The organism is Pseudomonas hydrolytica (assembly GCF_021495345.1).
Classification (GTDB): Bacteria; Pseudomonadota; Gammaproteobacteria; order Pseudomonadales; family Pseudomonadaceae; genus Aquipseudomonas; species Aquipseudomonas hydrolytica.
Window position 1 is genome coordinate 2125627 of sequence record NZ_CP099397.1, and the last position, 19607, is coordinate 2145233.

At 63.9% G+C, this 19607-nt stretch carries 21 protein-coding genes; 7 read left to right on the plus strand and 14 right to left on the minus strand.

Annotation, left to right across the window (positions count from 1 at the left end):
• Positions 1-3: 3 nt before the first annotated feature.
• From L1F06_RS09795 to L1F06_RS09805, 3 genes are all read left to right on the plus strand, one after another.
• On the plus strand, positions 4-954 hold the full coding sequence (locus tag L1F06_RS09795; RefSeq protein WP_003241023.1) for an alpha-E domain-containing protein: 951 nt from the start codon (positions 4-6) through the stop codon (positions 952-954).
• Positions 951-1748, plus strand: a complete 798-nt coding sequence (locus L1F06_RS09800) for a transglutaminase family protein (RefSeq protein ID WP_129483393.1) — start codon at positions 951-953, stop codon at positions 1746-1748. The genes L1F06_RS09795 and L1F06_RS09800 overlap by 4 nt, the downstream gene beginning before the upstream one ends.
• A gap of 111 nt (positions 1749-1859) precedes the next feature.
• Positions 1860-2249 carry a VOC family protein gene (locus L1F06_RS09805; protein WP_129483394.1) on the plus strand — a complete coding sequence of 130 codons (390 nt, stop codon included), beginning with the start codon at positions 1860-1862 and terminating at the stop codon, positions 2247-2249.
• Positions 2250-2326: 77 nt separating this feature from the next.
• Here L1F06_RS09805 and L1F06_RS09810 read toward each other — a convergent pair whose 3' ends face one another.
• Positions 2327-3136, minus strand: a complete 810-nt coding sequence (locus L1F06_RS09810) for a c-type cytochrome (protein ID WP_129483395.1) — start codon at positions 3134-3136, stop codon at positions 2327-2329.
• The gene (locus tag L1F06_RS09815) at positions 3133-3492 is read right to left on the minus strand and encodes a rhodanese-like domain-containing protein (RefSeq protein WP_129483396.1); all 360 of its coding nucleotides are present in this window, start codon (positions 3490-3492) and stop codon (positions 3133-3135) included. Before L1F06_RS09815 ends, L1F06_RS09810 begins: the two co-directional genes overlap by 4 nt.
• Positions 3493-4180: 688 nt before the next feature.
• On the opposite strand from L1F06_RS09815, the gene L1F06_RS09820 reads away from it, so the two are divergent.
• Positions 4181-5386 (plus strand): acetyl-CoA C-acetyltransferase, encoded by a 1206-nt coding sequence (locus tag L1F06_RS09820; protein WP_129483397.1) that lies wholly within the window; start codon positions 4181-4183, stop codon positions 5384-5386.
• A gap of 161 nt (positions 5387-5547) precedes the next feature.
• Positions 5548-7692: a 3-hydroxyacyl-CoA dehydrogenase NAD-binding domain-containing protein gene (locus L1F06_RS09825; protein WP_129483398.1), complete on the plus strand. Its 2145-nt coding sequence runs from the start codon at positions 5548-5550 to the stop codon at positions 7690-7692.
• Between the two features lie 96 nt (positions 7693-7788).
• On the opposite strand, the gene L1F06_RS09830 is transcribed toward L1F06_RS09825, so the two are convergent.
• From L1F06_RS09830 to L1F06_RS24945, 3 genes are read right to left on the minus strand one after another with little or no spacing between them, the layout of a single operon-like run.
• Complete coding sequence (locus L1F06_RS09830) at positions 7789-8055, minus strand: PepSY domain-containing protein (RefSeq protein ID WP_003241009.1); 267 nt, start codon at positions 8053-8055, stop codon at positions 7789-7791.
• A gap of 54 nt (positions 8056-8109) precedes the next feature.
• A complete protein-coding gene (ptrC, locus tag L1F06_RS09835; protein WP_003241007.1) occupies positions 8110-8310 on the minus strand; it encodes a type III secretion system co-regulatory protein PtrC in 201 nt (66 codons plus the stop codon).
• Between the two features lie 21 nt (positions 8311-8331).
• Positions 8332-8445 (minus strand): PA2485 family small membrane protein, encoded by a 114-nt coding sequence (locus L1F06_RS24945; RefSeq protein WP_277425981.1) that lies wholly within the window; start codon positions 8443-8445, stop codon positions 8332-8334.
• A 296-nt stretch (positions 8446-8741) separates the two neighbouring features.
• On the opposite strand from L1F06_RS24945, the gene L1F06_RS09840 reads away from it, so the two are divergent.
• Positions 8742-9467: an amidotransferase gene (locus tag L1F06_RS09840; protein WP_003241003.1), complete on the plus strand. Its 726-nt coding sequence runs from the start codon at positions 8742-8744 to the stop codon at positions 9465-9467.
• A gap of 42 nt (positions 9468-9509) precedes the next feature.
• Here the strand turns inward: L1F06_RS09840 and L1F06_RS09845 are convergent, their stop codons facing one another.
• The 9 genes from L1F06_RS09845 to acnB all read right to left on the minus strand — a co-directional run bounded on the left by L1F06_RS09845 (position 9510) and on the right by acnB (position 18723).
• Positions 9510-9752, minus strand: coding sequence for a hypothetical protein (locus L1F06_RS09845; RefSeq protein WP_129483399.1), 243 nt, complete (start codon positions 9750-9752; stop codon positions 9510-9512).
• Between the two features lie 8 nt (positions 9753-9760).
• A complete protein-coding gene (locus L1F06_RS09850) occupies positions 9761-9955 on the minus strand; it encodes a hypothetical protein (RefSeq protein ID WP_129483400.1) in 195 nt (64 codons plus the stop codon).
• 145 nt (positions 9956-10100) lie between these two features.
• On the minus strand, positions 10101-10823 hold the full coding sequence (locus L1F06_RS09855; RefSeq protein WP_129483401.1) for a 1-acylglycerol-3-phosphate O-acyltransferase: 723 nt from the start codon (positions 10821-10823) through the stop codon (positions 10101-10103).
• 161 nt (positions 10824-10984) lie between these two features.
• Entirely contained in the window at positions 10985-12214 is a 1230-nt protein-coding gene (alaC, locus tag L1F06_RS09860; protein ID WP_003240994.1) for an alanine transaminase, read from the minus strand.
• 153 nt (positions 12215-12367) lie between these two features.
• A complete protein-coding gene (locus L1F06_RS09865; protein WP_129483402.1) occupies positions 12368-13480 on the minus strand; it encodes a polysaccharide lyase family 7 protein in 1113 nt (370 codons plus the stop codon).
• Positions 13481-13718: 238 nt separating this feature from the next.
• On the minus strand, positions 13719-14297 hold the full coding sequence (locus L1F06_RS09870) for an ANTAR domain-containing response regulator (RefSeq protein WP_003240990.1): 579 nt from the start codon (positions 14295-14297) through the stop codon (positions 13719-13721).
• A gap of 19 nt (positions 14298-14316) precedes the next feature.
• Positions 14317-15528, minus strand: a complete 1212-nt coding sequence (locus tag L1F06_RS09875; RefSeq protein WP_129483403.1) for a CmpA/NrtA family ABC transporter substrate-binding protein — start codon at positions 15526-15528, stop codon at positions 14317-14319.
• Positions 15529-15753: 225 nt separating this feature from the next.
• On the minus strand, positions 15754-15963 hold the full coding sequence (locus L1F06_RS09880; RefSeq protein ID WP_003240985.1) for a YgdI/YgdR family lipoprotein: 210 nt from the start codon (positions 15961-15963) through the stop codon (positions 15754-15756).
• Between the two features lie 144 nt (positions 15964-16107).
• Positions 16108-18723, minus strand: coding sequence for a bifunctional aconitate hydratase 2/2-methylisocitrate dehydratase (acnB, locus tag L1F06_RS09885; RefSeq protein WP_435301312.1), 2616 nt, complete (start codon positions 18721-18723; stop codon positions 16108-16110).
• 388 nt (positions 18724-19111) lie between these two features.
• Between acnB and L1F06_RS09890 the strand changes: the two genes are divergently transcribed.
• A complete protein-coding gene (locus L1F06_RS09890; RefSeq protein ID WP_003240981.1) occupies positions 19112-19588 on the plus strand; it encodes a DUF1289 domain-containing protein in 477 nt (158 codons plus the stop codon).
• Positions 19589-19607: the final 19 nt, after the last annotated feature.

Below are 19607 nucleotides of genomic sequence, written 5' to 3' on the forward strand. Positions count from 1 at the left end.
CCCATGCTTTCGAGAACTGCCTCCGATCTTTACTGGATGTCGCGCTACCTGGAGCGCGCCGAGAACCTGGCGCGCATGCTCGACGTCAGCTATTCGCTGTCACTGATGCCGCAGGACGGTCGTGGCGACGGCCTGGATGAACTGGCCATGCCGCTGCTCATCACCGGCACTCTGGACGACTACCTGGAGCGCCACGGCCCGTTGCACGCCGAGCGCATGCTGCACTTCTTCGCCCTCGATGCGAGCAACCCGGGCAGTATCTACTGCTGCCTGCAGGCCGCGCGCAGCAACGCTCATGCGGTGCGCGGGCGGATCACTGCGGACATGTGGGAGAACATCAATGCCTCCTGGCTGGAGATGCGCGGCATCGCCGAGCAGGGGCTGGGACGCTACGGCATCAGCCGTTTCTGCGAGTGGGTCAAGGAGCGTTCGCACCTGTTCCGCGGCGCCACCTTCGGCACCATCATGCGTGGCGAGGCCTATCGCTTCATTCGCCTGGGCACCTTCATCGAGCGCGCCGACAACACCCTGCGCCTGCTCGATGCGCGCTACGAAATGCTTGGCGAGGAAATCGACGAACTGGAAGAGCGCACCGCGCGCAGCTATTACCAGTGGAGTGCGCTACTGCGTGCACTGTCGTCATTCGAGGCCTTCGCCGAGATCTACCGCGGCTCGCCGCGCACGCGCAAGGTGGCCGAGCTGCTGCTGTTGCGCCCGGACGTGCCGCGCTCGCTGCGCGCCTGCCTGGAAGAACTCAACCTGATGCTTGCCGGCCTGCCCGGCGAGAACGGTCGCCCGGCGCAGCGTCTGGCCGCCGAGCTGGATGCCCGCCTGCGTTACACCAGCATCGGCGAGGTGCTCGACGAAGGCCTGCACGCCTGGCTCACCGACTTCATCCTGCTGGTGCGCCAGCTGGGCAACACCATCCATACGTCCTACCTGGAGGTCGCATGAGACTCTCGATCAGTCATGACACCACCTACCGTTACGATGATCAGGTGCGCGCGAGCATCCAGTACCTGCGCCTGACGCCGCACGACAGCGAGCGCCAGCAGGTGCTCAGTTGGCAGCTCGACCTGCCGCGCCCGGTGCATGCCCAGCTCGATCCCTACGGCAACATCCTGCACGTGTTGACCCTGGACGAGCCGCACGAATCCATCGTCATTGGCGCCCGCGGTCAGGTGGACATCGACGAAAGCTGCGAGGCCGAGCACGAGCGCCAGTCGGCATTGCCATTCCTGCGTTTCACCCGCCTGACCCAGGCCGACGACGCCATCCGCGAATTCGCCGCGCAGCAGAGCAAGGCGCGTACGGATCGCAACGGCCTGATCGACCTGATGCATGCGCTCAATGCCCATATCGCCTACCAGCCGGGCATCACCGAGGTGGACACTAGCGCCGCCGAAGCCTTCGCCGGCCGGCGCGGCGTCTGCCAGGATCACACCCATGCCTTTCTCGCCTGCGCGCGCAGCCTCGGCGTGCCGGCGCGCTACGTCTCGGGTTATCTCTACACCGACGACGCCGAGCACCTGGCCAGCCATGCCTGGGCCGAGGCCTGGCTGGACGATGCCTGGTACAGCTTCGACGTGACCAACTGCCTGGCGCGTCCAGAGCGCCACCTCAAGCTGGCGGTCGGCCTGGACTACCTCGATGCCTGCCCGGTGCGCGGCATGCGCCGGGGTGGTGGTTGCGAGCAGATGCACGCGCAGGTGCAGGTTGCGCCGTTGTTGCAGGTGCGCCAGCAGTGAGTCGCTCGGCGGGCGAGCGGGGCTGAACGAAGCCCGGCGGTTGCGAGTCTTTCCCTAATATCGGTGCGCGCCAGTTTGGTCGAGGCGCGCCAGATGAGGAGGACTCGAACGATGATTGCCTACACCATGGTGGGAACGCGGGATCTGCCGCAGGCCCTGCGCTTCTATGACCCGCTTTGCGCCGAAATGGGCCTGCAGGTCTGCTGGAAGGACGAGGCCTCGGTCGGCTACGGCCGGGTCGAGGATCTGGCTTTTCCACGTTTCTACGTCGGCTATCCCTACGACGGCAACCAGGCCAGCGTCGGCAATGGCGTGATGACCGCTTTCCAGTTCGCCGAGCCGGAGCAGGTCGACCGCCTGCACCGTCTCGCGCTGAGCAGCGGCGGACGCGACGAGGGCGCGCCGGGCTATCGTCCGCGCTACGGCGAGGGCTTCTACGCGGCCTACGTCAGGGACCCGGACGGCAACAAGCTGGCCTTCGTCGTCTATCCGCGCGGGTAGGGTGCGCCGCGCGCACCATCCTCTTCAGGCTGCCGAAGATGCGCGTGGCGCGGGCGGCCCTGCTTACCCGCCGGCATCTACTGACGTTCGCTGCGCTGATCCCGAATATCGGCCATGTGCGCCAGATAGGTGATCAGCTCGGTCAGCTCCTGCTCGCTCAGCACCTGCTGGGTGAACCCCGGCATGCGCCCCTGCGGCCAGCGCCGCAGGCTCTGCGGGTTGCGGATGTACTGGCGCAGGAAATCGCCGGTGAAGTACTCGGTCGGGTTGTGCGGGATGTTCAGGTCGGGGCCGAACTCGGAGTCACCCGCACCATTGAGGCGATGGCAGGCCATGCAGTTCTTCTGATACAGGGCGAAGCCGGTACGGACTTCGGCGCTGGCGTCCGCTGCCGGCAGCAGGGCGGGGAAGCGCTGTTCGACCGCGGCGAGCTGGCGAATCCGGGCGACCTGGAAGGGCCACTGCTCCGGGCCGATCTGGCTGGCGGCCGGATCGGTCCAGACCAGATAGAAGGGACCGGCGCTGGGCTTGCCCTTGGCCAGCGGTGGCCACGGATGCTGCGGGTCTTCGATGGCCAGCCAGGCCTTGGCACCCTCGCGCGCCAGCAGGGTGGCGGCCGGCAGTTCGGCGGCAAACCCGTCCAGGGCCACGGCCTGCAAGTGGTCGCCCGCGCTGACGCCGTCCAGCAGGGCGCTTATGGGCACCGCGCGGTAACGCATGGGCCGCTTGTAGCTCACGTCTTCGTCTATCTCGATATCGCGTGCCTGCGGATGGTCGAGCAATTCGCTGCTGCTCCAGCTGCGTTGCCCGCCGCTCAGTTGCACCTCGAGCTGCGCGGCCTGCGCCGTCCCGCTCATGACCAGCAGCGCAAGAAACAGTGCTTTCACTGGTCGGCCTCCAGCAGAGGCAGCAGATCGTCATAGGCGCCGGCATTGATTACCTCGCGGTAACCCAACTCTTCCAGGCTTTGCTTGGCCAGGCCCGAGCGGCGGCCGCTGCGGCAATAGAGCACCAGGGGCCGGTCCTTGTCCGGTGCGATGCTGGCGATCTGCGCAGCGATCTCGTCATGACCGATGCGAATCGCGCCCGGCAGGGCACCGGCGGAAAATTCCTCCGCGCTGCGCACGTCGATCAGCAGGCTGTCGGCTCGTTGCAGGCTGGCGAGGGCGGCGGCATGGTCCGCTTCTTCGGCTTGAGCACCGAGCAGGGTGAGCAGACCGCTCAATAAGATGGCAAGACGCATGTCAGGCTCCGGGGTGGACTGGTGCCCTATCTTTGCCCGAGCTCCGCGTGCCGTCCAGACGGAGACATGAGTCAAGCGCCCGCCCTGCGCGTAACGCACCACGGCGTCGCACAGCAGCGGGGAGGGTGGACGTTCAGCTGACCAGACGGGTCAGATTGGGAAGGATCAGGATGAGTGCCGTGGCGAAAAGGATTACACCAGCCTGGCGATATTTCGGCTGTTTGAACATGGCCGCATGCCTTTTGTTGTTATGGGAGTGGCGTCGGGCGCCTGCATCACTGTCCGACAGGTCGCTGCGTCACACCTGGGCGTTACTCTGATTCACCGCCCCGGCATGACCCGGCGACGGCTCCCTGTACCCGTTTTTTCCGCACGGGTGTCGAGGTAACTCTAGGGCTGGCGTCACAGCTTGCTTAGATGGTTTGGTTGCTAACGAAGTACTGTTAGGAAGCTGGGGCTATGTAGGAGGTCCTCCACAACAATGCAGGCCTTGAGGCAGACAGCTTGCTTGCCCTTGCAGGTGTCCGCTCGAGCAAACGACCGTTCGTCTGAGCTCAGCGGTCAATGGTGCTGAGCGCTTAGGTCATTGAGCGCTGATGCCCCGGCGCTATGGTAGTCAGGCTCAATAAGAACAGGCGCGGCCGGTTCGTAATGTTCCGCCAGCGCCGTATCAGTCTCCGAGGACGCCATGACCGAAGCATATATTTTCGATGCGGTACGCACACCGCGCGGCAAGGGCAAGAAGGACGGCGCGCTGTACAGCGTCAAGCCGGTGCTACTGGTCGCCGGCCTGTTGAACGCCTTGCAGGCCCGCAACGACCTGGATACCAGCCAGGTGGACGACATCGTGTTGGGCTGCGTGACGCCCGTGGGCGATCAGGGCGCCGATATCGCCAAGACCGCCGCCATGGTTGCGGACTGGGATGTCAGCGTCGCCGGTGTGCAGCTCAACCGCTTCTGCGCCTCGGGCCTGGAGGCGGTGAACATGGGCGCCATGAAGGTGCGCTCCGGCTTCGAGGATCTGGTGGTGGTCGGTGGCGTGGAGTCCATGTCGCGCGTGCCCATGGGCTCTGACGGGGGCGCCTGGGTGATGGACCCGGAAACCAACATCCACACCAATTTCGTCCCGCAGGGCATCGGTGCCGACCTGATCGCCACCCTGGAGGGTTTCAGTCGCGCCGATGTCGATGCCTTCGCCCTGCGCTCGCAGCAGAAGGCCGCGCGCGCCAGCGCCGATGGTTCGTTCGCCAGGTCGCTGGTACCGGTGACCGATCAGAACGGCATCGTGCTGCTGGATCATGACGAGTTCATTCGCGGCGACTCCACCCTCGAAGGTTTGGGCAAGCTCAAGCCCAGCTTCGAGATGATGGGCCAGATGGGCTTCGACGCCACCGCGCTGCGCGTCTACAGCCATGTCGAGCGCATTGACCATGTGCATACGCCGGGCAACAGCTCCGGCATCGTCGACGGCGCGGCGCTGATGCTGATCGGCTCCGAAGCCAAGGGCAAGGAGCTGGGCCTGAAACCGCGCGCGCGCATCGTCGCCACGGCGGTGACCAGCACCGACCCGACCATCATGCTCACCGGCCCGGCGCCGGCCACGCGCAAGGCACTGGCCAAGGCGGGGCTGTCCATCGACGACATCGACCTGTTCGAGGTCAACGAGGCCTTCGCCTCGGTGGTGATGAAGTTCATGAAGGACATGGGCGTGAGCGAGGACAAGGTCAACGTCAATGGCGGTTCCATCGCCATGGGCCACCCGCTGGGCGCCACCGGCTGCGCCATCCTCGGCACGCTGCTCGATGAACTGGAGAAGCGTCAGTTGCGCTATGGCCTCGCCACCTTGTGCGTTGGCGGTGGCATGGGTATCGCAACGATTATCGAACGTATTTAAGGAGCTATCACGGGCTACTGCGCTCGGCCATGCCGCGTTGGAAATCCTCCGGAAATGCTCATTTGCTACAGCAAACTCCGCTTTCCGAATGATTTCCGCCTAGCCTGACCTTCGCTCGTGACGCCCCTGAAGCGCTCCCCGAACATTGGGAAGTGAATGAAATGACTGACGCCATCCGTTACGAAAAGGGCCAGGACAATATCGTCGTCCTGACCATGGACATGCCCGGCCAGAGCGCCAACACCATGAACGCGGTCTACCGCGAGGCCATGGGCCAGATCGTCGATCGCCTGGAAGCGGAAAGGGACTCGATCGCCGGGGTGATCGTCACCTCGGCGAAGAAGACCTTCTTCGCTGGCGGCGACCTCAATGAGCTGATCAAGGTCACCCAGGCCGAGGCCCAGGGCTTCTACGAGATGATCCTCAGGATCAAGGGCCAGTTGCGCCGTCTGGAAACCCTCGGCAAACCTGTGGTCGCCGCCATCAACGGAGCAGCGCTGGGCGGCGGCTGGGAAATCGCCCTGGCCTGTCACCACCGCATCGCGCTGAACGAAAGCCACGTGCAGCTCGGCCTGCCGGAGGTCACCCTCGGCCTGCTGCCGGGCGGCGGCGGGGTGGTGCGCATGGTGCGCCTGCTTGGCCTGGAAAAGGCGCTGCCGTATCTGGCCGAAGGCAAGAAGGTGCGCCCCGAGGCAGCGCTCAAGGCCGGACTGATTCACGACCTGGCCAGTGACCGCGAGGAGATGCTGGCCAAGGCCCGCGCCTGGATCGCCGCCAACCCGGCGGCCAAGCAGCCTTGGGACGTGCAGGGCTACAAGATCCCCGGCGGCACGCCCAGTTCGCCGAACGTGGCGCAGATGCTGGCCATCGCCCCGAGCGTGCTGCGCGACAAGACCAAGGGCTGCTTCCCGGCGCCGGAGAAGATCCTGTGCGCCGCTGTGGAAGGTGCGCAGGTCGACTTCGACACTGCGCAGATCATCGAGGCACGCTACTTCACCGAGCTGACCTGTGGTCAGGTGGCGAAGAACATGATCGGCACCTTCTGGTTCCAGCTCAACGAGATCAACGCTGGCGGCTCGCGCCCGCAGGGCTACCCGAAAACCCAGACGAAGAAGGTCGGCGTGCTCGGTGCAGGCATGATGGGCGCCGGTATCGCCTACGTATCGGCAGCGGCCGGCATCGAGGTGGTGCTCAAGGACGTGTCCGTCGAAGCGGCGGAGAAGGGCAAGGCCTACTCGGCCAAGCTGCTCGACAAGAAGGTCGGCAAGGGCCATATGAGTGGCGAGCAACGCGACGCCTTCCTGGCGCGGATCAAGGCCACCGATAGCGAGGCAGACTTCGAGGGCTGCGACCTGATCATCGAAGCGGTGTTCGAGGACCGTGCGCTCAAGGGCAAGGTCACCGCTGCCGCCGAGGCCGCGGCGCTGAGCGATGCGGTGATCGCCTCCAACACCTCGACGCTGCCGATCACCGGTCTGGCGACTGCCGTGGCAAAACCGGAGAAATTCATCGGCCTGCATTTCTTCAGCCCAGTGGACAAAATGCCGCTGGTGGAAATCATCCGCGGCGAGAAGACCAGTGACGAGACCCTGGCGCGTGGCTTCGACTACGTCATGCAGATCAAGAAGACCCCCATCGTGGTCAACGACAGCCGCGGCTTCTTCACCTCGCGCGTGTTCGGCACCTTCACCAACGAAGGCCTGGCCATGCTCGGCGAAGGCGTCAGCGCCGCGATGATCGAGAACGAGGCGCGCAAGGCCGGCATGCCGGTCGGGCCGCTGGCGATCAGCGACGAAGTGTCCATGAGCCTGATGAACCATATCCGCCAGCAGACCATCAAGGACCTGGCCGCCGAGGGCAAATCCATCCCCGAGCATCCGGCCTTTGCTGTCATCGATCTGATGCTTAACGAGTACAAGCGTCCGGGCAAAGCGGCGGGCATGGGCTTCTACGATTACCCGGCCGGGGGCAAGAAGCACCTGTGGCCGGAGCTCAAGGCACGTTTCGAAAAGGCCGATGCACAGATCTCGCAGGAGGACGTGCGCGACCGCATTCTGTTCATCCAGGCCATCGAGACGGTGCGCTGCGTGGAAGAGGGCGTGCTGAAGTCGGTGGCCGACGCCAATATCGGCTCGATCTTCGGCATCGGCTTCGCCGCCTGGACCGGCGGTGCGCTGCAGTTCATCAATCAGTACGGGGTGAAAGACTTCGTCGCGCGGGCCCAGTACCTGGCCGAACAGTACGGCGAGCGCTTCCTGCCACCGGCGCTGTTGCTGGAGAAGGCGGCCAAGGGCGAAACCTTCTGAGGCAGAACGTCAGGCAGGTTCGGATGCGCCATGCGCACCGAGCGCCCCGCCTGCCGCACAAGCAGAAACGGCCCGCAAGGGCCGTTTCCATTTTGCTCAGTCTTCCAGCTGATCGCGGATCACCTGACCGCTCTTGCCGTCGATGCGGAACTCGTAGAGACGGCCGTCCTGTTTCAGGCCTTCGCCTTCCCAGTAGCCATCGCTGTCCGCCTCGATCTTGTGCAGTTCGGTGTAGCCGGCTGCACGAGCCTTGCTCAGGGCGTCCTCGATGCTGATCCAGTCGCTGCCGGGGCGATCCGCCACGGCGTTGCCGGCCAGTAACAGGCCGCCTGCAAGCAGGGTAGTGAGGTTGCGTATCTGCATGAGCCAGTTCCTCGTTCCGTTGAAGATGCCCGAGGAGTCTAGATCATCGCGACTTCACGCCGCCTGGCACCAGCCCTGGCGAATGCACACGGCTTCGTGGATCGCCAGCATCTCGCTGTAACGGGTCGGCATGCGCAGGGTCAGCATGCTGCCGTCATCGAGCTGCAGAGCGGCTTCGGTCTCGAACTGCAGGCCGCCGTCTTCCAGGTGGACATAGGTGACGCCGTAGGCGTCTTGGCTGAGTTGGCTGTGCATGGCTGCTCTCCTGCGCTTGTATCAGCTCGGACGAACGTCGCGGGCTGCGGGGGCAACCTGCTCGGTACGGGCCGGGGCGGCGGTCTGGAAGGCGGATGCAGCGGCAAAGCTGGCGAGTGCGGCGTAGATGCTCATGATCGATTTCCTTCTGTGCGATGTGGGCGACTGCCCGATGTGTCGATATTCGCTGCGCTCTAGCGATCACAGAAGTGAATGGCGTGCATGGTAACTATCGAGGCGGCTGATGGTGTTCGATCCGAGACTGGTTCAGCTTGGCTGTAAATTTTAATTTACGACTGTTCATGCCGTTGCACAGCGTTCGCCGAAGTCAAATGTGCTGACAAATCAGGGATGGCTATTTCCTTGTGCGAGGTCATGTGTTAAGAAAAACGCACAAATCACCCATCCGCGTGTTCACCACAGGAAACCCCATGTCACTGCGTATCTGCATCCTGGAAACTGACATCCTCCGCCCCGAACTGGTCGACCAGTACCAGGGTTATGGCCGCATGTTCGAGCAGCTGTTCGCTCAGCAGCCGGTCGCGGCGGAGTTCAGTGTCTACAACGTGGTGGAGGGGCATTACCCGCCCGATAGCGAGAAGTTCGATGCCTATCTGGTGACCGGCAGCAAGGCCGATTCCTTCGGCAGCGAGCCGTGGATCCAGACGCTCAAGGAATACCTGCTCGAACGCTACAAGCGTGGCGACAAGCTGCTGGGCATCTGCTTCGGTCACCAGTTGCTGGCATTGCTGCTGGGGGGCAAGGCCGAGCGTGCCGAGCAGGGCTGGGGCGTGGGCGTTCACAGCTACCGTCTGGAGGGCAAGCCCGAGTGGATGAGCCCGGCGCTGGACGAATTGCAGTTGCTGATCAGTCACCAGGATCAGGTCACCCGTCTGCCGGAGAAGGCCACGCTGCTTGCGTCCAGCGATTTCTGCCCGATTGGCGCCTATCACATCGAAGATCAGGTGCTGTGCTTCCAGGGGCATCCGGAGTTCGTCCACGACTACTCGCGCGCGTTGCTTGATCTGCGTCAGCAGCATCTCGGTGAGCAGGTCTATCAGCGAGGCGTGGACAGCCTCAAGCATTCGCAGCAAGGCAGCGCAGTGGCCGAGTGGATGATGCGCTTCGTGGCGCAGGGTAAGGAAGCCAAGGCCTGAGCCTGACCCGATCCAGAGAAAAGCCCGGGTTACCGGGCTTTTTCATGCCTGCTGGGTGAGCACGAAGTAGGGCGAGAGACGCTCGCTTCTGTTCGGCGGCGGGCTGCTCAACTGCCGCTTGAGGCTTTCGGCCAGATCCAGGTGGTGAGCCAGCTTGTGGCAGCATTCGATATTGCGCGCCACGGCGCCAGCCGAGCTTTTGCCGATACCGCCGAGCGCCAGCAGGGTGGTCAGCAGGGACAGGCTGGCGAGCATCAGCATGCGAGTGCGTTGCGTTCTGATCATGATCGTACTCACCCCTGCGAGAATGCGCCGAGCAGGGCGGGTAGGCGAGTGATCAGGCTGTGCAGTGGGCCGGGCTGCTCGATGGTCGGGGTGCTGGGCTGCAGGCTGGCGTAACTCACGACCAGCACCGTGGAGGTGCTGATCAGGTACAGGCCGATGCCCGCGAGGGCGCCGTTGCGGGCGGCTTGAGAGAGACGGGACATGTTCTGTGCTCCAGGTCAGGAGTGACGATGGGCACAGAGTCGCTGAAGTCATTTCGATTGAATAATGGATGCTCTTCAGATTAACTATCGACAGTTTTGATGGTTGGCGCGGGACGCCAACTGCCTCGACATCCCGCTACCAACCTCACGCCTTGGCCAGCTCCTGATCCAGGGTGGCGATGCACTCGCTCATGGCCTGCTGGCAGCGCTCCATCAGTGCCGGCATGTCGTCCAGGCTCAGGCCGGCCGTGGGGATCGCCGGCAGCGAACGGATGAGAATGCGGCCGCTGTGCCAGCGGTTCAGGCGCATGGACTTGGCGTAGTTGCTCACGCATACCGGGATGATCGGCACGCCGGCGGTGATCGCCATCTGAAACGCGCCTTTCTTGAACGGCAGCAGGCCGCGGCCGAGGTTGCGCGTGCCCTCGGGAAAGACCCAGATCGAGGTGTCGCGATGGCGCAGGGTCTCGGTAGTGGTCAGCATCGCGCGCTTGGCAGCGACGGCATTGCTGCGGTCGATCAGCACGTTGCCGGCCAGCCAGTACAGCTGACCGAAGAACGGCACCCACTTGAGGCTCTTCTTGCCGATGCTCACGGTGCGCTCCGGTACCACGCGGCCGAGCACGTAGAGATCGAAGTTGGACTGATGGTTGGCGATGATCACGCAGGAGCGCTGATGTTCCAGCAGCGGGCGCACATCGGTCTTCAGCTTCAGGCGCAGCAGGCACAGGGCAGGCAGCGAATAGAGGCGTGCACAGAGGCGGCTGTTGTCGGGGTTGAACGGGCGGCACAGACCGAGCAGCAGGCCGGCCAGGCCGGCGATAACGAAATGCACGCCCATGAGCAGCATGCGCAAAACGAAGAGCATTGGGGGAAACCGTCAGAGGAGGGGCGCGCAGTGTACGGGCGTTCACTCTGCCGGGCAATTACCCGAAACTACTGGTTGTGCGGTCTAACGTCCCGAATTGTCGCAGATCTTGTCTAGTTCGAGCGCCCAACAGAAAGGGCGCCTTGCGGCGCCCTATGCTGTTACTCGCTCTCGGCCTTGGCCGGCTTGCCCGGCAGCAAGCCGTCGGCACGGAACATCGCCTTGATGCCGCGCAGCGCCTGGCGCGTACGGTCCTGATTCTCGATCAGGGCGAAGCGCACGTGGTCGTCGCCATAGTCGCCGAAACCCAGCCCGGGCGAGACGCAGACCTTGGCTTCTGCCAGCAGCTTCTTGGCGAACTCCAGCGAGCCCAGATGGGCGTAGGCCTCGGGAATCTTGGCCCAGATGTACATCGAGGCCTTGGGCTTTTCCACCATCCAGCCGATCTCGTGCAGGCCCTTGACCAGCAGGTTGCGGCGCTGACGGTACTGCTCGGCGATATCGCGCACGCACTGCTGATCACCTTCCAGCGCCGCGATGGCAGCCACCTGCAGTGGGGTGAAGGTGCCGTAGTCGTGGTAGCTCTTGATGCGCGCCAGGGCGCTGACCAGCTCGGGATTACCGACCATGAAGCCGATGCGCCAGCCGGCCATGTTGTAGCTCTTGGACAGGGTGAAGAACTCCACCGCGATGTCCTTGGCGCCCGGCACCTGCATGATCGACGGTGCCTTCCAGCCGTCGTAGACGATGTCGGCGTAGGCCAGGTCGTGCACCACCAGTACGTCGTACTGCTTGGCCAGGGTCACCACGCGCTCGAAGAAGTCCAGCTCCACGCACTGCGCGGTGGGGTTGGACGGGAAGCCGAGGATCATCATCTTCGGCTTGGGAATCGACTCGCGGATAGCGCGTTCCAGTTCGGCGAAGAAGTCCACGCCCGGCACCAGCGGCACGGAGCGTACCTGGGCGCCGGCGATCACCGCGCCGTAGATATGGATCGGGTAGCTGGGGTTGGGTACCAGCACGGTGTCGCCATGGTCCAGGGTGGCCAGCATCAGGTGCGCCAGGCCTTCCTTGGAGCCGATGGTGACGATGGCTTCGCTTTCCGGATCGATCTCCACGTCGTAGCGGTCCTTGTACCAGCGCGAGATGGCGCGGCGCAGGCGCGGGATGCCGCGGGAGGTGGAGTATCCGTGGGTGTCTTCACGCTGGGCGACCTGCACGAGCTTCTCGACGATGTGCGGCGGGGTCGCACCGTCGGGGTTGCCCATGGAGAAGTCGATGATGTCCTCGCCGCGACGGCGCGCGGCCATCTTCAGTTCGGCGGTGATGTTGAAGACGTAGGGGGGGAGACGATCGATGCGCGCAAAGCGGCGCTTGGCGTTCTCAGCCATGATTTCCTCAGGAATACGTAAGCGCCCGGAACCGTCCGAGCGACGTTGGCCACATTTGGCGGCCTGGCGAGAAGATAAGCGCAGCGGGGGGATTCTGTCGAGCGTTGGCTGAGCCCCGCAGGGGGCTCAGCCAACCATCAATCGAGGCTGGCCTCAGGGATTGATGACGATGGAGAACTTCTTGGAAACGGTGTTGCCGTTGGAGTCGCGAATCTGCGCGGTGAAGTCATCGGGAATCGACGTGGCATTCTGCGGCTCGCCACTGAGCACGCCGTCGCTGCTCAGGGTCAGGCCGGCCGGCGGGAAGCCGCTGACCAGGCGCCAGGTCGTGCCGCCCACGCCGCCGCGCGATTCCAGCTGCACGGAGTAGGGGGTGCCAACCGATGCCGGCGGCAATGCGGAGAGCTGGGTGATGTGCAGCCTTGCAGCCGGGTGGCTGGTGGCCAGTCGATAGAACTTGACCAGCGCGCCATCTTCGCTGTTGTCGCTGCGGCTGTTGAGGAAGGCGCCTGCCTTGAAGTAGAAGGTGCGGCTGTCCCAGGCGGGGTCCAGCGGAACCTGCAGGACCTGCGAGCCATTGATGGTAACGGCCACCTCGGCCACGCCGTCACGGTTGCGCGCCATGCCCAGGCGATAGACGAACGCCTGGCCCAGCTGGATGCCCTCGGCCAGGTTGTAGCGCTTGGCCTCCTCGGCGCCCTCCGGGCTCTGCTTGACCCTGGCGAAGAGGCGACCGGTCTGGGCATCCATGTCGTACTGGTAGTACAGGGTGACCAGCGGCATGGCCTCGTAAGCGTGGATCTGGCCAACGGCGATCAGGCCGTTGCCTACCGGCACCTGCAGAACGCGCAGGCGTGCGTCCAGGTGAGCGCGGCCCTGACTGTCCCAGTTCACCGCATTGGAGCTGGGGTCGATCATCTGCCGCAGTTCGGCGCGGGCATAGTCGGCGCGAGCCGAAAGGGCGCCGTTGGCGGGGGCCCAGAAAGTCATGGCGCCGTCGGTGTCGGTGCGGAAGTAGGAGGAGGTGTAACCCTGCGGACCGCTGAGCCGGTCGGGATACAGGGTCTGAGCGCGGCCCTGGTTGCCTCCTTCCTCGTCCACCGGCAAGGTCAGCGACCAGTTTTCCAGTGCGAAGTTACCGCCGGGAGCCAGCTCCGGGCGCAGTTCGGCATGGCTGGCGAAACTCAGTAAAGAGCCTGTTACTGCAGCTCCAATCACGGCGGCGTAACTACGCTTGCTAGACGTTGCGACAAGATCGTTGTTCATCGTTGTTTTTCCTGAAGTCATGCTCTAGATGACCGGTCCGTCCGTTGCATCGGCGATGCAGGTTGGACCTGTCCATGGATAGGGTTCGCCGGTGATCGATAGCTCCCTGATTCCCGTTGAACCCCAAACATGACCCATGGCTGCGCGGGTGAGTTCAGCCTCGCTTCATCCCTTTGCTCTTTTTTCAGACGATCGGTTGCTTTGTGATGGCTTCATGGCATCAAAATTGCCGGCATGATCACCCTCCCAGCATGTCGTGCATGGCAATGATCTGTTCGGCCACCTGGATCAGCTTCTGCTGGCGACTCATGGCCTGCCGGCGCATCAGGGTATAGGCCTCCTCTTCGTTGCAGCTCTTCATTTTCATCAGCAGCCCCTTGGCCAGCTCGACGCGCTTGCGCTCGGCCAGCTGGGCGTCGCGCGCCTGCAGTTGGGCGCGCAACGCCTGATCGCTCTCGAAGCGGGCCATGGCCACGTCGAGAATCGGCTGCAGGCGCTGGGCGTGGATGCCCTCGACTATGTAGGCGCTGACACCACTCTGGATCGCCTGGCGCATCACGCCGGGATCGTGCTCGTCGGTGAACATGACGATCGGGCGCGGCTGGTCACGGCTGACCAGTACCACCTGTTCCATCACGTCACGGCCGGGCGACTCGGTGTCGATCAGGATCACGTCGGGGCGTACGGCCTCCACGCGCTCAGGCAGGTCGATGGTCAGCCCGGACTCGTCGATCACCTCGAAGCCGGCTTCGATGAGGGCGGACTTGAGGCGGCCGACCTTCTTCGGGGTGTCGTTGATCAGCAGGATACGCAGCATCGGTGACTCTCCAGAGCGGTTACAGGGCGACGGCGGGGCTGTCGGCCAGGGCGTGGAGGCGAAAGCTGCGGGCGTAGGCGACAGGGTCGCTGCCATCCCAGCAACTGCCGTCCCGCAGCATGGAACTGCGCATCTCCGCGGGGACGGGGATCTTGAGCGCCTCGGCGGCCTGTCGGTAGAGATTCAGTTGCTGCACCTGGCGAGCCACGCCCAGGTAGTCGGGGTCGCTGCGCAGCAGGCCCCAGCGCCGAAACTGGGTCATGAACCACATGGCGTCGGACAGGTAGGGCATGTTCACGGCGCCCTCGCCGTGAAAGCGCAGCGGGTGGGCATCCTGCCAGGCATGCCCCAGGCCATCCTGATACTGGCCGAGAAAGCGCGGAGTGATGACCGAGGCCGGTGCGTCGACGTAATCGCTGCCGCTGAGCAACTGGGCGGTGCTGCGCTTGTTCTCCTCGCTCTGATCGATGAAGCGCGCGGCATCGAGCACCGCCATGATCAGTGCGCGAGCGGTATTGGGATTCTGCTCGGCAAACGCGCGCCTGCAGCCCAGCACCTTTTCCGGATGATCCGGCCAGATCGCCTGGATGGTGGTGACGGTGCAGCCAAGCTGCTCATCGACGGCCTTGGCGGTCCAGGGTTCGCCAACGCAGAAACCGTCGATGCGCTTGGCCACCAGGTGTTCGATCATCTGCGGCGGTGGCACCACCACGCTGTCCACATCGCGCAGCGGGTGGATGCCCTGGCTGGCCAGCCAGTAGTAAAGCCACATGGCATGGGTGCCAGTGGGGAAGGTCTGCGCGAAGGTCAGTCGCGCTTCATTTTGGTGCACATGCTGGTGCAGTGCTTCGCCGCTGGTCACGCCGGCGCTTTGCAGCGTGTGCGACAGGTTGATGCTCTGGCCGTTCTGGTTCAGCCCCATGAGCACCGCCATGTCGGTTGCCGCGGCGCCACCGAGGCCGAGCTGCACGCCGTAGATCAAGCCGTACAGGCTGTGGGCGGCGTCCAGCTCGCCGCTGAGCAGGCGGTCGCGCAGGCCGGCCCAGGAGGCCTGGCGCTGCAGTTTGAGGCTCAGGCCGTACTTCTCGGCGAAGCCCTGGGTGGCGGCCACTATCACCGAGGCGGAGTCGCTCAGGGCCATGAAGCCGATGTTCAGCGCGCTCTTTTCCGGTGCATCGCTGCCGCCGACCCAGGCCAGGGCGTCGCCGCGAGGGATATGCTGTTCGCTCATGTCGCTTCCTTCATCCACGCAATGGGTGTCGAGCCGCCGGCTGGCGTCCGCCTGGCGGCGGAAGGCGCACAAAAAAGGCGTCGTACCGATCACGGCTTTAGAGGCCGAGTTCGAATACGACGCCGTTGTCGTTCGGGCCTTATCCGCCGCCGGAGAGGCTCACTGCCTGGAGAGAAAGCAAGGCATATGCCAGTGCTCAGAACGGTACGCGGTTGGCTGAGGTGTTCAGCGTTCCAGCATCTGTTTCACGTTGCTTTGCGGAATCTGCTGCTTGCGACCTTCGCTGTCGGTGAATTCGAGCATGCCGGTGTCCTTGTCCAGGCGTGGCTTGCCGTCACTGGTCAGCATCTGGCCGTCGGTGGTGGTGATGATGTACTCGCTGCTGCAACCGGCCAGGCCGAACAGGCACAGGGCGGCGATGATCCATGGCTTCATGACGTGCTCCTGAATGGTTGTCGGGGGGCTCCCACTTCGAAAGGTAGACGGTGGCGCAACGGCTGCAAGCCGGATGCGGCCGGGGGCTTTGCGCGCATAAAAAAAAGCCCCGCACTAGGCGGGGCTCTTCTTGCAACGCTGGGATCAGGCCTGAACGACCGGGATCTTGGCGTTGGCCGCGGCTTCACGGAAGTCGGCGATCTGGTCGAAGCTCAGGTAGCGGTAGATGTCGCCAGCCATGCTGTCGATATCCTTCGCGTAGGCCATGTACTCCTCGACGGTCGGCAGCTTGCCGAGAATCGAAGCGACTGCCGCCAGTTCGGCGGAGGCCAGGTACACGTTGGCGCCATCGCCCAGACGGTTCGGGAAGTTACGGGTGGAGGTCGAGACCACGGTGGAGTTGGCAGCCACACGTGCCTGGTTACCCATGCACAGCGAGCAGCCCGGCATCTCCATGCGTGCACCGGCCTTGCCGTAGATGCCGTAGTAGCCTTCTTCGGTCAGCTGGTGCGCGTCCATCTTGGTCGGCGGCGACAGCCACAGACGAGTCGGGATACCGCCCTTGACCTTGTCCAGCAGCTTGCCGGCAGCGCGGAAGTGGCCGATGTTGGTCATGCACGAACCGATGAACACTTCGTCGATCTTGTCGCCGGCCACGGTGGACAGCAGACGGGCGTCGTCCGGGTCGTTCGGGGCGCACAGGACGGGCTCCTTGAGCTCGGCCAGGTCGATTTCGATGACTTCGGCGTACTCGGCGTCCTTGTCGGCTTCCATCAGCACCGGGTTGGCCAGCCAGGCTTCCATCGCCTGGGCACGACGCTCCAGGGTGCGGGCATCGCCGTAGCCTTCGCTGATCATCCAGCGCAGCAGGGTGATGTTGGACTGCAGGTATTCGGCGATGGCCGCTTCCGGCAGCTTGATGGTGCAACCGGCAGCCGAACGCTCGGCGGAGGCATCGGACAGCTCGAACGCCTGCTCGACGGTCAGGTTGTCCAGACCTTCGATCTCGAGAATGCGGCCGGAGAAGATATTCTTCTTGCCTTTCTTCTCGACGGTCAGCAGACCTTTCTGGATGGCGTAGTAGGGGATGGCGTGGACCAGGTCACGCAGGGTGATACCCGGCTGCATCTTGCCCTTGAAGCGCACCAGCACCGATTCCGGCATGTCCAGCGGCATCACGCCGGTGGCGGCGGCGAAGGCCACCAGGCCGGAGCCGGCCGGGAAGGAAATACCGATCGGGAAGCGGGTGTGCGAGTCGCCACCGGTGCCGACGGTATCCGGCAGCAGCATGCGGTTCAGCCAGCTGTGGATGATGCCGTCGCCGGGACGCAGGGATACGCCGCCACGGGTGCGGATGAAATCCGGCAGGGTGTGGTGGGTGGTGACGTCGATCGGCTTCGGATAAGCAGCGGTGTGGCAGAAGGACTGCATCACCAGGTCGGCGGAGAAGCCCAGGCACGCCAGGTCTTTCAGCTCGTCACGGGTCATCGGGCCAGTGGTGTCCTGGGAGCCGACGGTGGTCATCTTCGGTTCGCAGTAGGTGCCCGGACGTACGCCTTCGACGCCGCAGGCCTTGCCGACCATCTTCTGTGCCAGGGTGAAGCCCTTGCCGCTGTCAGCCGGCTGCTCCGGCTTCTTGAACAGGTCGGAGGAGCCCAGGCCGAGCTCGGCGCGCGCCTTCTCGGTCAGGCCGCGGCCGACGATCAGCGGGATACGGCCGCCAGCGCGCACTTCGTCGAGCAGCACCGGGGTCTTCAGTTCGAAGGTGGTGATGACTTCGTCGGTGCCGTGCTTGCAGACCTTGCCGGCGTACGGGTAGACGTCGATCACGTCGCCCATGTTGATGTTCGACACGTCGAACTCGATCGGCAGGGCACCGGCGTCTTCCATGGTGTTGTAGAAGATCGGGGCGATCTTGGTGCCGAAGCAGAAGCCGCCAGCGCGCTTGTTCGGAACGTACGGAATGTCGTCGCCGAAGAACCACAGCACCGAGTTGGTGGCGGACTTGCGGGAAGAACCGGTACCGACCACGTCACCGACGTAGGCGACCGGGAAGCCCTTGGCCTTGATCTCTTCGATCTGCTTCAGCGGGCCGATGGCGCCTTGCTGCTCCGGCACGATGCCGTCGCGAGCCATTTTCAGCATGGCCAGGGCGTGCAGCGGGATGTCAGGGCGCGACCAGGCGTCCGGGGCAGGGGACAGGTCGTCGGTGTTGGTTTCGCCAGGCACCTTGAACACGGCCAGGCTGTACTTCTCGGCGATGGCCGGCTTGTTGGTGAACCACTCGCCATCGGCCCAGGACTGCAGCACGGCCTTGGCATTGGCATTGCCAGCCTTGGCTTTCTCGGCGACGTCGTGGAAGGCGTCGAACATCAGCAGGGTGTGCTTGAGTTGCTCGGCGGCAACGGCGCCCAGGGTGGCGTCGTCCAGCAGTTCGACCAGGGTGGCGATGTTGTAGCCGCCCTGCATGGTGCCCAGCAGCTCGACGGCGCGTTGCTTGCTGATCAGCGAGGAAGTGGCTTCGCCCTTGGCGATGGCAGAGAGGAAACCGGCCTTGACGTAGGCAGCTTCGTCCACGCCCGGCGGTACACGGTTGGTGATCAGGTCTACGAGGAATTCTTCTTCGCCAGCCGGCGGGTTTTTCAGCAGCTCGACCAGGCCTGCGGTTTGTTCGGCGTTCAGCGGCTGGGGCACGATACCCTGAGCGGCACGCTCTGCTACGTGTTTGCGATAGGCTTCAAGCACAGTTATTACCCTCATCAGTGGTCCCAAAGGGTTGTCCGGGACGCGATCCAGAAACCCATGAACCAGGCGCTTTTCGACTTTATGAGCCAATCAGCCGAGGTTTCACGAGTCTCTTGTAGAAGCTGCTTTCAAAGTTTTACGCCGGCAGGACGGTTCTGATGAGGGCCGACGCAGACGCTCGGGGGGACTCCGAGTGGCTGCGCCGCCATCGTACCTGCAGGATCGACTGTGCTCGTGACGCTTTGAAAACAGCTTCCAACGGACATTGGCGCCGTAAAAGGCGGGCCGATTCTAATGGAAAGCGCGAACAAAGTTAAGCCGATGTCCCCGTGTCGACAGGGGTGATCTGCGTTAGACAAAGGGCTAAGATGCCAGGCCGTTTTGCTGTTTATGTTGTTTCGCCATGTCCAATCAGCGCATCAAGACGCCCTGCGTGGGGCTGTGTTCGACCGTTTACGGCGATGTCGTGTGCCGCGGTTGCAAGCGCTTCCACCATGAGGTGATCAACTGGAACAGCTACAACGACGAGGAGAAGCGCGCCGTCTGGACGCGTCTGGAAGTGCTGCTGGTACAGGTGATGACGGCCAAGCTGGAGGTGTTCGACGAGCAGCGTCTGCGCACTCAGCTCGAGCAGCGGCAGATCCGCTTCGTACCGCAACAATCGCCCTACTGCTGGGCCTATCAGCTGATCGCGCGGGGCGCGCGGGTGATCAACCAGCTGGAAGCCTATGGCATGGTGCTGCTGCCGGAGTTTCGCAACTGGGCGCTGCCCGAGCTGCGCGATGCCATCGACAGGGAATTCTTCCTGCTCTCCGAGGCGCACTACGAGCGCTACATCGCGCCGAAGTTTCTGCGCGAAGGGCTGGAGCTGAGGGTTTAGCCCCTGAAACAAAAATGCC

Coding starts and splice junctions, on each gene's coding strand:
- L1F06_RS09890 (WP_003240981.1), top strand. CDS start 19,112: ATGTCCAATCAGCGCATCAAGACGCCCTGCGTGGGGCTGTGTTCGACC.
- L1F06_RS09880 (WP_003240985.1), bottom strand. CDS start 15,963: ATGAAGCCATGGATCATCGCCGCCCTGTGCCTGTTCGGCCTGGCCGGT.
- L1F06_RS09795 (WP_003241023.1), top strand. CDS start 4: ATGCTTTCGAGAACTGCCTCCGATCTTTACTGGATGTCGCGCTACCTG.
- L1F06_RS09815 (WP_129483396.1), bottom strand. CDS start 3,492: ATGCGTCTTGCCATCTTATTGAGCGGTCTGCTCACCCTGCTCGGTGCT.
- alaC (WP_003240994.1), bottom strand. CDS start 12,214: ATGGCTGAGAACGCCAAGCGCCGCTTTGCGCGCATCGATCGTCTCCCC.
- L1F06_RS24945 (WP_277425981.1), bottom strand. CDS start 8,445: ATGAGCATCTACGCCGCACTCGCCAGCTTTGCCGCTGCATCCGCCTTC.
- L1F06_RS09820 (WP_129483397.1), top strand. CDS start 4,181: ATGACCGAAGCATATATTTTCGATGCGGTACGCACACCGCGCGGCAAG.
- L1F06_RS09805 (WP_129483394.1), top strand. CDS start 1,860: ATGATTGCCTACACCATGGTGGGAACGCGGGATCTGCCGCAGGCCCTG.
- ptrC (WP_003241007.1), bottom strand. CDS start 8,310: ATGCACAGCCAACTCAGCCAAGACGCCTACGGCGTCACCTATGTCCAC.
- L1F06_RS09865 (WP_129483402.1), bottom strand. CDS start 13,480: ATGAACAACGATCTTGTCGCAACGTCTAGCAAGCGTAGTTACGCCGCC.
- L1F06_RS09870 (WP_003240990.1), bottom strand. CDS start 14,297: ATGCTGCGTATCCTGCTGATCAACGACACCCCGAAGAAGGTCGGCCGC.
- L1F06_RS09840 (WP_003241003.1), top strand. CDS start 8,742: ATGTCACTGCGTATCTGCATCCTGGAAACTGACATCCTCCGCCCCGAA.
- L1F06_RS09800 (WP_129483393.1), top strand. CDS start 951: ATGAGACTCTCGATCAGTCATGACACCACCTACCGTTACGATGATCAG.
- L1F06_RS09875 (WP_129483403.1), bottom strand. CDS start 15,528: ATGAGCGAACAGCATATCCCTCGCGGCGACGCCCTGGCCTGGGTCGGC.
- L1F06_RS09850 (WP_129483400.1), bottom strand. CDS start 9,955: ATGTCCCGTCTCTCTCAAGCCGCCCGCAACGGCGCCCTCGCGGGCATC.
- L1F06_RS09855 (WP_129483401.1), bottom strand. CDS start 10,823: ATGCTCTTCGTTTTGCGCATGCTGCTCATGGGCGTGCATTTCGTTATC.
- L1F06_RS09825 (WP_129483398.1), top strand. CDS start 5,548: ATGACTGACGCCATCCGTTACGAAAAGGGCCAGGACAATATCGTCGTC.
- acnB (WP_435301312.1), bottom strand. CDS start 18,723: ATGAGGGTAATAACTGTGCTTGAAGCCTATCGCAAACACGTAGCAGAG.
- L1F06_RS09830 (WP_003241009.1), bottom strand. CDS start 8,055: ATGCAGATACGCAACCTCACTACCCTGCTTGCAGGCGGCCTGTTACTG.
- L1F06_RS09845 (WP_129483399.1), bottom strand. CDS start 9,752: ATGATCAGAACGCAACGCACTCGCATGCTGATGCTCGCCAGCCTGTCC.